Source organism: Rhodanobacter sp. FW510-R10, from assembly GCF_058781105.1.
Genome location: NZ_JBYSWL010000001.1, coordinates 2,449,040 through 2,462,934, shown reverse-complemented (window position 1 = coordinate 2,462,934; position 13,895 = coordinate 2,449,040). Strand labels below are relative to the sequence as shown.

At 65.6% G+C, this 13,895-nt stretch carries 9 protein-coding genes and 1 pseudogene; 3 read left to right on the top strand and 7 right to left on the bottom strand.

From position 1 onward, the window contains the following. The first annotated feature begins 206 nt into the window (after nt 1-206). Nucleotides 207-2,552: a nitric-oxide reductase large subunit gene (locus AC3WJB_RS10510; protein ID WP_492681319.1), complete on the top strand. Its 2,346-nt coding sequence runs from the start codon at nt 207-209 to the stop codon at nt 2,550-2,552. A 75-nt stretch (nt 2,553-2,627) separates the two neighbouring features. Here the strand turns inward: AC3WJB_RS10510 and AC3WJB_RS10505 are convergent, their stop codons facing one another. Next, on the bottom strand, nt 2,628-4,442 hold the full coding sequence (locus AC3WJB_RS10505) for a glycoside hydrolase family 15 protein (RefSeq protein WP_492681317.1): 1,815 nt from the start codon (nt 4,440-4,442) through the stop codon (nt 2,628-2,630). A gap of 123 nt (nt 4,443-4,565) precedes the next feature. Then, nucleotides 4,566-4,730 (bottom strand): annotated as a pseudogene (locus tag AC3WJB_RS10500) (peptidylprolyl isomerase); the annotation flags it as partial. Between the two features lie 321 nt (nt 4,731-5,051). On the opposite strand from AC3WJB_RS10500, the gene AC3WJB_RS10495 reads away from it, so the two are divergent. Both AC3WJB_RS10495 and AC3WJB_RS10490 read left to right on the top strand, forming a co-directional pair. Continuing rightward, entirely contained in the window at nt 5,052-5,708 is a 657-nt protein-coding gene (locus AC3WJB_RS10495) for an NAD-dependent epimerase/dehydratase family protein (RefSeq protein WP_492681315.1), read from the top strand. A gap of 83 nt (nt 5,709-5,791) precedes the next feature. Further along, complete coding sequence (locus tag AC3WJB_RS10490; RefSeq protein ID WP_492681313.1) at nt 5,792-6,112, top strand: DUF190 domain-containing protein; 321 nt, start codon at nt 5,792-5,794, stop codon at nt 6,110-6,112. Between the two features lie 56 nt (nt 6,113-6,168). Here AC3WJB_RS10490 and AC3WJB_RS10485 read toward each other — a convergent pair whose 3' ends face one another. From AC3WJB_RS10485 to AC3WJB_RS10465, 5 genes are all read right to left on the bottom strand, one after another. Further along, nucleotides 6,169-7,017, bottom strand: coding sequence for a phosphosulfolactate synthase (locus tag AC3WJB_RS10485; RefSeq protein WP_492681311.1), 849 nt, complete (start codon nt 7,015-7,017; stop codon nt 6,169-6,171). A 170-nt stretch (nt 7,018-7,187) separates the two neighbouring features. Then, nucleotides 7,188-8,639 (bottom strand): MmgE/PrpD family protein, encoded by a 1,452-nt coding sequence (locus AC3WJB_RS10480; RefSeq protein WP_492681309.1) that lies wholly within the window; start codon nt 8,637-8,639, stop codon nt 7,188-7,190. Between the two features lie 270 nt (nt 8,640-8,909). Beyond that, complete coding sequence (locus AC3WJB_RS10475; protein WP_492681307.1) at nt 8,910-10,958, bottom strand: alpha-amylase family protein; 2,049 nt, start codon at nt 10,956-10,958, stop codon at nt 8,910-8,912. Nucleotides 10,959-11,083: 125 nt separating this feature from the next. Further along, nucleotides 11,084-11,851, bottom strand: a complete 768-nt coding sequence (locus tag AC3WJB_RS10470) for a dimethylarginine dimethylaminohydrolase family protein (protein ID WP_492681305.1) — start codon at nt 11,849-11,851, stop codon at nt 11,084-11,086. Nucleotides 11,852-12,055: 204 nt separating this feature from the next. Continuing rightward, nucleotides 12,056-13,852: a DUF885 domain-containing protein gene (locus AC3WJB_RS10465; protein WP_492681303.1), complete on the bottom strand. Its 1,797-nt coding sequence runs from the start codon at nt 13,850-13,852 to the stop codon at nt 12,056-12,058. Nucleotides 13,853-13,895 lie beyond the last annotated feature (43 nt).

Genomic DNA, 13,895 nt, shown 5'->3' with positions numbered 1-13,895 from the left:
ATCAGCCGACGAGGCACCGCCCCCACCGCGGCAGGCCAATGCGGAACAACCACGTTGTAGTGCAGGTTTCTTATCGGCCAGTGAGCACAAACCTGAAATCGCCCCGCCAAGTCGCGTGAGCTCCGCGAAAAGCCCAAGGCTGCGATGCCGCTTCGTCTGCGGTAGATTAAGTCAGTCTGCGTAGCGCCAATGAAAGGGGGAAGCCCATGTCCACCCCGTCATCGTCAAACCAGCCGCAGGGCGAAACCCCGTCCGCGCTGCCGCCGGTCAACCCCGCCGCCGAGCCGCTGTCGCCCTGGTGGATACGCACGATCTTCATCGTGATGGTCTTCGGCCTCGCGATACTGATCGCGATCACGGTCATGGGTTACCGCCTGGCGCCGCCCATCCCCGGCAAGATCGTGGATGCCAGTGGCCAAACGGTGTTTACCGGCGACGATATCCGTGCCGGGCAAGCCGTCTTCCTGAAGTACGGCTTGATGGACAACGGTTCAATCTGGGGCCACGGCGCCTATCTGGGCCCGGACTATTCGGCTGACGCCCTTCACCACATTGGCATGGACAGCGCAGCCGCCCTGGCACAGGAACAGTACGGCAAGCCGGTCGCGGAACTGGACGCCGAACAAAGTGCCGCCGTGCACGCGCAGGTCGCGGTGTTGCTGAAGGCCAACCGCTATGACGCGGCGTCCGACACCCTGCAACTGACGCCGGCCGAAACGCAGGCCTGGCGGCAGCAGATTCCGTATTGGACTGATTATTTCCTGCACCCGGACACCAATGGGGGCCTGAAGGTCGGCACCGTGTCCGATCCGCGTGAGTTGCGGGAGTTCACCGCCTTCGTCACCTGGGCCGCCTGGGCCTCGGTTGCCAATCGCCCCGGCTATGACTACTCGTACACCAACAATTTCCCGTATGACCCGCTGGTCGGCAACGTACCCATTCCCGGGGCATTCCTGTGGAGCGCATTGAGCCTGCTGGTGCTGCTGGCCGGCATCGCCGCCGTGTTGCTGATGTTCGGCAAGTTCGATTACATGGGCTGGATTTCCCGCGGCCACACCCTGCAGCCGCACATCGATCCCCACGGCCATCCCAGCCCAGGCCAGCGGGCGCTGGTGAAGTTCTTCGTGCTCGTCGCCCTGGTTTTCTTGTTCCAGACCTTGGTGGGTGCCGCCACGGCGCATTACCGCGCCGATCCCGGCAGTTTTTACGGCTTCCAACTGGAAGACATCTTCCCCAGCAACCTGATGCGCACCTGGCACCTGCAGAGCGCCGTCATGTGGATCGCCACCTCTTACGTGGCGGCCGCACTGTTCCTGGGCCGCTCCCTGCGCGCCAAGGATCCGCGCGGGCTGGCCAACTGGGCACATTTCCTGTTTGTCGCGTTCATCGCCGTCATTGGTGGCAGCCTGCTGGGTGAATGGGCCGGCATGTCGAACCTGCTCGGTGACTGGTGGTTCTGGCTCGGCAACCAGGGTTGGGAGTATCTCGAGCTGGGCCGCATCTGGCAGTACCTGCTTATCATCGGACTGCTGGTGTGGTTTGGCGTCTTGTTCTGGATGGCGCGCCCACGCAACGTCGAAGACGCCGATGCGCGACCGATCGTGCGCATGTTCATGCTGGCCGCCTTGGCCATCCCGGTGTTCTACCTGCCGGCCGTGTTTTTTGGCGCGCACACCAACTTTACCGTGGTGGAAACCTGGCGCTTCTGGATCATCCACCTGTGGGTCGAGGGCTACTTCGAGTTCTTCGCCACCACGGTGGTCGCGCTGACGTTCTACCAACTCGGCATTGCCCATCGCAACACCGCGCTGCGCGTCATCTACCTCGATGCGATCCTGTATTTCCTGGGCGGCCTGATCGGCACCGGCCACCACTGGTATTTCATCGGCCACACCCAGTTCAACATGTCCTTCTCCGCGCTGTTCTCGGTGCTCGAGGTCGTGCCGCTCACCCTCCTGACGCTGGACGCCTGGGACTTCGTGAAGACCACGAAGGAAGAGGTCGACATCAACGGCGTGCGTCGCCGCGTGCCGCACAAGTGGACGTTTTATTTCCTGATGGCGGTCGGCTTCTGGAATTTCGTCGGCGCCGGCATGTTCGGCTTCCTGATCAACCTGCCGATCGTCAGCTATTTCGAGGTGGGCACGCAGTTGACGCCGAACCACGGCCATGCCGCGCTCATGGGCGTGTTCGGCATGCTGGCCATTGCCCTGCTGGTGTTCGTGCTGCGCCAGACGGCCGATGACAAGACCTGGCCGGGGATCGAGAAATACGTCAAGTACGCGTTCTGGGGCACGAACATTGGCCTGGCGCTGATGATCGTGCTCAGCCTGTTCCCGAGCGGGGTGCTGCAGATGTGGGACGTCATCCAGCACGGCTACTGGCATGCCCGCAGCGTCGAATTCATCGCCACGCCGCGCGCGCTCCTGATCGAGTGGCTGCGCCTGCCCGGCGACCTGGTGTTCATCATCTTCGGCGCGATCCCGCTGGTGATCGCCACGGTCAAGGGCTGGCTGGGCGTGCGGGCCGCGGCGCGAACCACGGCGCGATGAGGCGGCACCTGGCCACGGCGTCCGGACAAGCCCGCCCACGTCGCCCCGTGCGGTGACGCCGCGCGGGGTGCCTCGCTAGCCCTGCTTGCCGCGGCCGGCGCGCGTTTCCGCCGGCTTGCGGGCCCGGCTCAGGTTGTGTGCAGTGTTGACCAGTGCAATATGCGAGAACGCCTGCGGGAAGTTGCCCAGTTGCCGGCGCGCCTTCGGATCGTATTCCTCAGCCAACAAGCCCACATCGTTGCGCAAGGCAAGCAGCCGTTCGAACAGCTCGCGGGCTTCCTCCATGCGGCCCTGGAGCACCATGCAGTCGGCCAGCCAGAAGCTGCAGGCGAGGAACACGCCCTCGTCGCCGCTTAGCCCATCCACGTCCGAGGCGGTGTTGTAACGGCGCACGAAGCCACCTCCCAGCAAGCGCTTCTCGATCTGGGCGATGGTGCCGCGCACACGTTCGTCGTCGGCGCGCAGGAAACCCACCAGGGGAATCTGCAGCAGGCTCGCGTCCATGGCCTTGCTGCCATAGGACTGCACGAACGAGCCGAGCTCGCGGTCGAACCCGTGTGCACAGACGTCGTCATGGATGGCCTGCCGCAGTCCGCGCCAATGCTCCAGCGGGCCCTTCTCGCCGAATTCCTCGATCGTGCGCACGGCACGGTCCAGGGCGACCCACACCATGACCTTGGAATGCGTGAACTGGCGCCGCGGGCCGCGTATCTCCCAGATACCCTCGTCGGGTTCTCGCCATATCGTTTCCAGGTGCCCGATCAAGAGGCGCTGCAGGTTCCAGCAGGCATCGAATTCATCGAGCCCGACCTGTCGCGCGTGATACAGCGAATCCATCAGCTCGCCATAGATGTCCAGTTGCAGCTGGCTGCTGGCGGCGTTGCCGATACGTACCGGTTTGCTGCCGGCGTAACCCGCCAGCCACGGCAGCTCAAGCTCGGTCAGGTGGCGTTCGCCACCCACGCCGTACATGATGCGCGGATGCTCAGGGTCACCGCCGATGGCACGCAGCAGCCACTGGCGCCAGGCCGCCGCCTCGTCGATGTATCCGGACTCGGTCAGCGCGTACAAGGTGAGCGTGGAGTCGCGCAGCCAGCAATAGCGGTAGTCCCAGTTGCGTTCGCCGCCAATCTCCTCGGGCAGCGACGTCGTCGCCGCCGCGACGATGCCTCCGGTCCCGCGATGGCTCAGTGCCTTGAGCGTGATCAGCGAGCGCAACACGGCCCCGTTCCAGGCGCCGGCATCCTGGTAGCGCGCGGACCAGTGTTGCCACTCGTCCGTTTCGGCAGCAATGCCCGCGGCCACGTCCGGAGCGTCGGCCAGCGGCCGCCACGATTGGCGCCAGGTCAGTGCAAACGGAATTTCCTCACCCGCGTTCACGGTGAAATCGGCCAGCGTGGTGAGGTCCTTCCCGCGCAGTGCCACGGGTGTGGACAGGATGACCCGGTCAGGTCCGGCGATGGCCTGCACCCGGCCGTCATCGGTACGCGTCACCCACGGCACGGACCGGCCGTAGCCGAAGCGCAGGCACAGGCGCATGCTCATCGACACCTGGCCGTGCACACCGCGCACCAGGCGCAGCACATCCACGTTGTCCTCGCCATCGTGCGCGCGCATGCAATCGATGACGACCACGCTGCCCTCCGTGGTCGTGAACTCGGTTTCCAGCACGAGCGTGTTGTCACGATACCGTCGCTTGCTCTGCGCGCCATCGTCGGTGGGCGCAAGGTGCCAGTAACCGTTGCCGCCATCGCCCAACAACGCGGCGAAGCACGCTTCAGAATCGAAGCGCGGCAGGCACAACCAGTCGATGCTGGCATTGCGACTGACCAAGGCCATGGTCTCGCAATTGCCGATGACGGCGTAATCCTCGATCCGGGGCGTGCTCATGCGGACTCCAAGGCGGCGGCCTCGGTCACTCCACAATGGCGAAACGCACGTTGATGTGCCGAAGCAAGGTCCATGGGGTAGGAGCTCTGAACCCGTTGAATATAGACACCGGGGCGTGACGAGTCAGTGTGCCGGGGTGCCCGTGCCAACCACCCGGCCTTGCGTCAGTTCTTCTGTCGTCGCCGGGCGCACGTGGGTAACCTCGACGTCGAGATGCAGGTTCTCGCCGGCCAGCGGATGGTTGCCGTCGATCGTCTTCTGGTCCCCCTTCACGGCAGCCATGGTCACCCGTAGGCAGCGCGAGGTGCCGTCTCCCTCCAAGGCTACGGATCCATGGCGGGGCATGCAAATGGCGTGATGCGCACACATTGTGGATGAGGCAGAGCGGATGCAACGCGCCCCCGCGGGCTTTGCGCACCTGTCACCTGTCACCTGTCACCTGCTGCCTGCCCGAGGGCGATGCGACCGGTGTACGATCCGGACCGTGGTTGCAGTGTCACGCAACCACACGCCGCTTCCAGGCCGGATGCGATTGCGCGTGACAGGCGGCGCCCGACGCGGACCTGGATCACCCGGTAGGCAATCCGCGGCCTGTCCTGGAGGTCGACCATGCGCATCCTGCTCACTGGCGCTACCGGTCTGGTCGGTCAAGGCGTTTTGCGCGAGTGCCTGCGTGCCGCGGACGTGGAACAGGTAGTGGCGCTTGGCCGCCACCCTGCCGGTGTACGGCACGCAAAACTCCGGGAGCTGACCTGCGGCGATTTCGCCGATCTTGATGCGGCCGACGACCGTCTGGCGCCATTCGACGCCTGTTTCTACTGCGCTGGTGCACCGCCGCTCGGCACGCCCGCGTCTGTGTATCGCCACGTTACCCTCACCCTTACCTTGCACGTGGCCGAAATCTTCGCGCAACGCAATCGCAACGCGAAATTCCTCTACATTTCCGGCGCGCGTTCGAATCCGCATAGCCGGATCATGGTGCTGAGGGTCAAGGGGGAAACCGAACAGGCCCTGGCAGCCTTGCCGATCACTACGGTCATGCTTCGTCCCGTGGGTGTCCAGCCGGTCGACGGCGTACGTTCGCCGCATCGGCAACTGCGCCTGGTGTACCGGCTTGCCGGTCCGGCGATGGGACTCGCGCGCCACCTGTTGCCAGGGTTGCTGACCAACACCGCGAACGTCGGCCTGGCGATGCTCGCGCTGGCGCGGGCCGGGCAGCCACCGCCGGTCGTCGAAAGTGCCGACATCAATCGATGGGCCGGATGAGCGTGGGCGCGCGCCTCCTCGCATCACTCACGCCGTGAGCGGCCAAACGGCGTGCCCGGCCACGCCAACCCTGCGGAGGTCCCATGAAAGGTTGTTCGCTTCGCTTCTACATGCACGAGAACCAGAAGCACCGCGGCATGCTCCTGTACGAGTGGCTGTTCGAACAGGCCAAGCAGCACGGTATCCCTGGCGGTTCAGCGTTCAAGGCCATGGCTGGCTATGGTCGCCATGGGGTGATGCGTGAGCAGACGTTCTTCGAGCTGGCTGGCGAAAACACCGTGCTGGTCGAATTCATCCTGGACGATGCCGAGGCCGCGACCATGCTGCGCATCGTGCAGGAGGACGGCGCGCCCCTGTTCTGGGTCAGGTTCCCGGCCGAGTTCGGCATCGTCGGCGGCGGCTGATCGCGGACTGGAACCGCACGATGCTGAGGCCCGTTTCGGGCATCAGCACGGAGGCCTCAATCGCTGCGAGCGGGCGCCGGGTTGATGATCCGTCCCCAGGTGCCCTTGTTGCCCCAGATGTTCTGGCGCATGCCTTCGAGCTGCAAGATCTGGCTGTGGTCGACGAACAGGTTGACCTCGTTGCCGTAGTTCTTGACGTACCACTCGAAGACGAGGCTGTCGGCCGCCTCGAACATCACATGCTCGATGCCAAGCCCGTTCATGATGGCGGCCGCGGCGCCGGTGTTCCATTGCTTGACGTTCTCGGTAATGCCTTCGGACTCGATCATGAGGATCGAGGCCCCGGCATCGAGGGCGCGCTTGCCGCGGTCGATCAGGTCGCCGATGTCCTTCTTGGTGTCGGCCGCGAGTTCGCTGATGGCCGAATCCCCACCCGACCCGAACTGGATGCCGAGTTCCGGCTTCGCTTTCAGGCCGGCGGCGACCACCTTCTTCACCAGCCGCTCGAGGCCGGTGGTCGGCATCATGATGAAGCCGGTCGAGATCTCGATGACGTCGAAGCCGATCTCCTTGGCTTCCTCCAGGTAGCGCCCGACCGCCTCGTCGCCGTAGCGCAGCACGGTTTCGATCCAGCCGCCCGAGGACACGTACGAGCCATGCTTGTGCGCGATGTCGTTGAGCGCGCGCACTTGCGCCGGTGGCAGCAGCGCAAACGAGCCGCCCGCCCATTTGATGCCGTCGATCCACGGACCGGCCACGTCAAACACGTCCTGCATGTGGCGGATGCCGTACGCCCAATAATGCGGCGCACGGATTTCGGTAATCCCGGAGGTGCGTGGCTTCGGCGGGCGATACGCCCGCGGCACGAAGTTGAACGACACGTCATAGGAAATGGCATTGCTCATCTGCGTCTTCCTCCATTCTGCTTGTTTCAATCGGCCGCCAGGTTCCTGCCGCCGCGAGGCATCCCGCGGCCGCTACCGGCACGCCGTGGATGGCGATTGCCCCGGCATGGTGTCTGCATCAAGGGTCATGGCGACGATATCGGCATCACGCCGGCACCGGCCATGTACGCTCAGGTGTCGCGCTGTCGCGCAGCGTGACCGGGCACTTGCGCCAACAGCCTGGTGAGGTCGCGCACGTCGTGGGTATCGAGGTGATGCGCGCACTCGACGATCCGGCCAGCCAGCGTTCCGTCAATGAAGGGCGCCACCAGCGGATGGAACTTCTCGCACGCGGCCACCCAGTCCAGCGGCTGCAAGGTGAAGCCATGGAACGACGCGGTCGCCACGCGGCGCGGGTTGCCCTCACCCAGGTCGACTTCGACCTCGGCGGGCATCTCGGCCGGGAAGCGCGCGGTGAATCCCGCATCGGGTGCCACTTCAACCTTGCGCAGCAGCGCCTGGACGTCGGCGCGCACGATGCGTTCCGATGCGTACTGTGCCGGCAGCACCTGCCCATCCAGCAGCGCCACGGCAATCATGTACGGCAGCGAGTGGTCCGCCTCTTCCTTGGTCTGGATGTGACGCTTGTCGCCTTCCTCGCCGCCGCCAATGATGTCGTAGGCAACCTGGAAGGTCTTGACCCGCACCCGGCGGATTGCCTCGGCGCGGAAGCCAGCTTGCCGGCGGAGGCTGACTGCGGCGTCGATCGCCGACTGCGAATGGACCTCGGCGTTGTACTGCTTGACCACGGTGCGCAAGACGCTTTCCAGGTCCTCGCGTGACCAGTCGATCGAAAACGCGCCAGCAATGCTCTCCTTGAAGCCCTTGTTGCCTTCAAACACCTGGGCGGGCCCGGTAATGCCGGCACGCGCCAGCAACGCCGCAAACACGCCCTCCTTGCCGACCTCCGGATAAGCCAGGCCCTTCCAGTTGGAAAGATCGCCGGTGCGCGTCACGCGCAGCGCATTCTGGGAGGTGCCGGCGATCGCAATCGCATTGGCGATCTGCGCGGCCGGGAGCCGCAGCGCCTTGGCCGCCGCACCGGCCACGGCATAGGCGCCTTGGACGGTATGGTCGAAACCACGTGCGCGCACCGGCGCGACATCGGAAAGCCGGGTCTGGACCTGGTAAGCCACGGCCAGCGCGGTCAGGAACTGCTGACCACTGGCGTCAACGCTTTCGGCCGCCGCCAGCACCGCGCCGAGGTTGTCGGAGGGATGGCAGGTCTCGCCAGGCGCGAGGTAACTGTCCATGAAATCGAGGTAGCGGCTGAGCGCGATGTTGTGGAACGCAGCGCGGTCGATCGCGCTGCGGCCACCACTGATCAGCGTGGCGTCGGCATGGCCGCCCAGGCTTTCGGTGAGCTCGTGCAGGGCGAGCATGGGCGGTGCATCGAGTGCGGCGATAGCCACGCCCAAGGTGTCGAGCACGCGAATCTTGAGCTGCTCGACCGCGGCCGCGCTGATGTCGTGGAACGCCGCGGCGTGGACAAACGCGGCCAGCTTCTGCACTTCGGTCGCAGGAATAAACGAGTCCGGCTGGATGCTTCCAGCAGGCTGCGAAAAGGATTGATCGGGGGGCATGGGAAACGCTCGTGGCGTGCGGCAGCACGTGTAGTGCAGTACGTCCGGTGCACGGCGAGATGCGGTTCGGCAATGCAACGGGACACCCGGCCCGGATGCTGCGCCAATGTCGGCGCGACTGCATCCGAGCTGACAACGTCATCATGCTGCCATGCATGAAGCATCGCACTGACCCACGTCAGGCGGATGTACATGTGTGTGTTGCGCGCCGCATTTCGGACACCTTGGCGGTATCGATGGGCGCGCGAGCTGCTGCCCGGCGCAGCCCCTTCAGCGTGGCACTTGTGGCGTCAGCTCCAGAGTCAGCACCTCGAAGGGAGCGAGCCGGATCGTGGCAATGCGGTCGGCATCGAGCTTGGCAGGTACGTCGACGCTGCCACTGCGCCAGACATCACGTACCGCGAATACTCGTGTCGCGCCGGCCGGCAGCTCAAGCTGGCGCTGCAGGTCGACGACGGCCAGCTGCGGCTTGGCGTCGGGATTGCGCAGGGTGACAATCGCCCTGGCCGGTGTCCACGCCGCCCAGCCGTAGACGTCCAGACGTCCAGGATCACCGCCAATCCAGTGCACGTCCTCCAGCACCTTCGCGTTCTCGCGCGACCAGCGCGCGGCGGCGGCAAGCACGCCCCAGTCGGCGTCCGACAGCAGGGACGGGGTGATGTACAGTTCCTGCAACTGCGTGCCGGTGCCGAAGAAGCTGTGCACCTCGTTGGCGAAGTCGTGGCCGGGGTCGGTGCGCAGGCCCGGGAAACCCGGCAGGCGGGCGCCGGAGGCCGCATGCTGCGCGTAGATGATCCCGTGCAGCATCAGCGAGTTGATCGGGAACAGCGGCCCAGGCACGACGATGTTCTGGTAGGTCATCTGGTCGCGGAACGTGATCCAGCGCTCGCGCGGCGTGCCGACGCCGGCGAAGTTGTGGTCGAAGACGCTGCCGCGCCACACCGTGTCGGTCCAGCGCAGCCAGAACGGCGAGGCCCAGGTGCCGGTGGAAAGATTGATGAAGATGTCCGGCTTGGCCGCGCGGATATCGTCGATGAGCTGGATCATCGCCGCGAAATCGCTGTCGAAGCGGCTGCCCGGCACCACGCTGTTGACGTTGCCGGTGCCGTCGAATTTGAACTGGTTGACGCAACCGCCCGCGAGCAGGTCCATCACCACCTGGTGGAAGCGTTGCCAGTATTTCGGGCCGGACAGCGCCAGCCCGCCGTCCACGACTTCATAGCCCTCCTGGCGCGCCTTGGCGATGCGCGCGAGCTTGCTCTTGCCGTAGCCGCCCCATGGCGACATCCAGATGCCAGGCGTGGCGTCGTATTGCCGGGCAGCCTGGCACAAGGGCGCGAGTCCCTGCAGAAAGCACTGGTTGAAGTTCCAGTTCGGCCCGCCGTCGTCCCAGCCGCCGTCAAGCAGGAACGAGTCCAGCTTCACGTGGCGCCTCTCGACCAGCTCGCGGCCGAATGCGGTGATGCGGTCGAGCACCTGCGCCGCGGTGTAGTTCTCCAGGTCGTAATAGGTGTTGTAGTGCAGGAAGGGCCGATAGGGATGGGCCCGCTCGCGCTCGATATAGCCCGCGAAACCCCGCCGCAACTGCCCCGCCGCGGCCGCCCCAATGACGGCCGAATAGGTCACGGCGTTGCCCTTGCGCAGCGGCAGCTCGCGGTCTACCCACATGCGCACGCGGCCGCCGCGCACTTCGGCATGCGACATTGGATATTCGAAGCCGAGCCAGTCGCTGTGCCAGACCACCGGCGAGCCGTCCACCGTGCCCTCGACGCTTGCGCCATCGGCAGCCACGCCCAGCAAGGCCACCTGCTTGATTGCTTCGTCGCGCGCCAGCGCCGTGATGGTGACCTCTTCGCGCAGGTACTGCGAGCCGGAGCGCTGCACCAGCCGCCAGTCCACGCGGAAACGCCCTGCCCCGTCGCCGAAACTGGCCTGCACGCTCTCGCCCTCCAGGCGCGCAGCCAGTCGCGACGCGCCCGGCTCGGCCTGCTCCGCGAGGGCATGCGGCGCCGACAGCAAGGTCATGTTGCCGATACCGAACGTCACGCCATCGGTCACCAGCTCGAACGGCACCGGCACCGGGATGTCACGCTGGTTGATGCCGTCGTGGACCGAAAGGCCGGACAGGTGATTGCCTGCGACTTCCCAGTTTGCCGTCACCGCCTCATTGCCAAACCGGTAGTGGCTGCCCTCGTGTGCAAAACCCGTCTCCCCGCCGATAGCGCTCGACGGCAGCGCCGCACCCACGGTGGCCACGCACATGAGCACAATGCCGGCAAAGGGCCACAGTGACTTCGTGCTCGATTGCATCGATGACATGTCTCTCCCCATGACGTCAAAGGCGGGTCAGAGTGCACGTTCCCGGCGTTTCCGCGGACGCTCGACCGTTGCCATGCCAGCAGGGCGCCTCGGCTGCGGAAAGGTGCACTCTGGTTCGGGTTTCCTCAGGCATCGAACAACACGCTGCAGCAGGTCACGCCGCCTTCGGCCTTTTCGGTTTCCGTCATGTCCACCGTGCGCGCGTCGATGCCGGCCTGCCGCAGGCGCGCGGCGGTATGCGGGAACGACGCCGAATACAGCACCCGGTCGCCGGCCCACACCGCGTTCGCGGCAAACGGTTCGCCAGGATCCACCGCGATCGTGCGATAGCCCGGGAAATGGTCCGCATCGACCCAGGCGGGATTGAGCAGCAGCATGTCGGATGCCACCTGCGTGACGGCGCTCTTGAGATGCAGGCAGCCATGCAGGGGCACGGCCTGCACCCGGTAGCCGTACGGCGCAAGCAGCCGCGTCAACTGCGCCACCGCATCGGCGTTGCTCCGCGCCGACGCGCCGACATGCAGCATGCGCCCCAGACGCAACACGTCACCGCCATCCAGCGTCGCCGGGGCGACGATGCGCAGCAGCTTGCGGAACGGCGCCAGCGCCACGGCCATCGACTCGACCTCGCCACGCCGCGACCCGGCGCCCGGCCGCGTCAGCACCGCGACTTCGTCGAGCACGATCGCGGTGTCTTCGACGAACACCGAATCGGGGAAATCCGGCTCCTCCAGCAACGCGTGGACGTCGCAGCCAGCATCGCGCAGCGCTTGTTCGTATGCGGCGTGCTGCGCACGTGCAAGGTCGAGATCGATCGCCCGGCGCTCGAGGTGGGTGAGTTCACACCGATCCAGGGCACGGCTCACGGCACGGGTGATGGCGATGCGGTTCACGGCGCTACCTTACCGAAACGCGGGTCAGGGTGCACTTTACCCGCGCTTCCCGGGGCGGCCGATTTTCCCCGGGACGGCAGCCCGAGCGCCTGCATGAGCGCGACCTGCCCCGCCTCCGTCGGCGTCGGGGCAATATCGCCATCGAGCACCAGGCGCCGGGCGACGCCTGGCCTGCACCGGCAATTTCGCCGCCGAGCCGTTGCGCTAGGGAACGCCTGATTTATCGGTGGCGCTGCGCCCGATCCAGCGGTTCACCTTCCGGTCGAGGATGGCCAGCGGCATGCTCCCGCCGAGCAGGATCTGATCGTGGAACTGGCGGATGTCGAAGCGTGGCCCGAGCGCCTGCGAGGCCTTTGCCCGCAAGGCCTCGATGTCGAGCTGGCCGACCTTGTAGGACAGGGCCTGCGCAGGATAAGCCACGTAACGCTCGACCTCGACTGCGGCCTGCTCATGGGTCATCGACGAGTGCGCCATCATCCAATCGATGCCCTGTTCGGTGGTCCAGCCCATGGCATGGATGCCGGTGTCTATCACCAGGCGGTTGGCACGCAAGATCATGTCCTGCAGATAACCGTAGTATTGCCAGGGGTCGTCGTACAGCCCGAGCTCCTCGCCCAGTGATTCGCAATACAGCGCCCAGCCCTCGCCGTAGGCGTTGAAGAAGCCGAGTCGGCGGAACGCCGGCAAGCCTTGAATTTCCTGGGCCAGCGACGTCTGCAAGTGATGGCCGGGATAGGTCTCGTGCAACGTCGTCGGCATGACGATGAACTTGTCCGTGATGCCCGGGGCATACGGGTTGATCCAAAGCACGCCGGGCCGCGAGCCGTCCGCGGCCGCTGCCTGGTATTCGCCGTTGCCGCGAAAAACCTTGGCGGAGGCCTCGGGAATCGGCCGGATTTCCAGTTTCGCCTTCGGCTGCTTGTCGAAGAGCCGCGGCAGGGTCGGCAGGATGCGCGCCAACGCTGCCTGGTAGGCCGGTACCACCTCTTTGGGATCCTGGAAATGCAGCGCCTTGTCCGTGCGGACATGCGCCAGGAATTGGGCCAACGTGCCGTGGAAGCCGACGATCTCGAGGACCCCTTCCATCTGGTCAGTGATCTTGCGGACCTCCGCGAGACCCAGCGCGTGGATCTGCGCGGGCGTCATCTCCGTCGTGGTGTGCACCCTGATGTCGTACGCATAGAGCGCAGCGCCCCCCGGCAACGCGCCCAGCCCGGGCTTCGCGCTGGCGTGCGGAAGGTAGTCGTCATGCAGATAGGTGTAGAGCCGGTGGTAGGCAGGTTCAATCACATCGGCGATTTTTGCCGCGTAGGCCTTGCCCAGGCGCTGCCGCTCCGCCGCCGGGATGGCGGCCGGGAATTTGGCAATCGGTTGCCAGAACACGGTTTCTTCTGGCGGCGCGCCGAAGTACCGCTGGAGCTGGGGCAGGACGCGCTCGACCACGATGCGCGGAAGCACCACGCCCTTGATCACGCCTTCGCGCATGCGTGCGATGGCGTCGTCCGTCCAGCGCGCGTAATCGTCCGCGAGCTGCAGTGCGTGGTCGTAATCCGCCACCGTCTTGAAGTTGTAAGTACCCGACCCCGACTGGTCGAGCGCAAAACTCATGTGCCGCCCGGTGAACTGGTTGATCGGCAGCATGCGGGCGGTCGCGTGAACGTCCGTACCGTAATAGGACAGTTTCTGCGCCAGTTCGTAGCGCAGCATCTCGTAGCTGATGCCCTCCTGCTCGGGCAGCGGGGCCGGATCGAATTTCAGCAGCGCGGACTGGTAGCGCTTGAGCATCGCGGCAGCGTCATGGTCCCAGGCGTCCTCCAGCGAATCGCCGAAGCGCGCCTGCAACGCCGACCAATCGCGCCAATAATCCGCGTAGAGCCGGTCCAGTTGTCCCTGTTCGGCCGAAGCCACCGAAGCCGGCGCGGCCAGGGCCGGTGCGCTCGCGGCCACGAGCGCGAGCCCCAGGAACGCGGGCAGCAGAAGTGCGCGAAACAAGCTCGTCATGGAATCCCCCGTTGCTGCGTAGCCCGGGATGGCGACCGCCTGT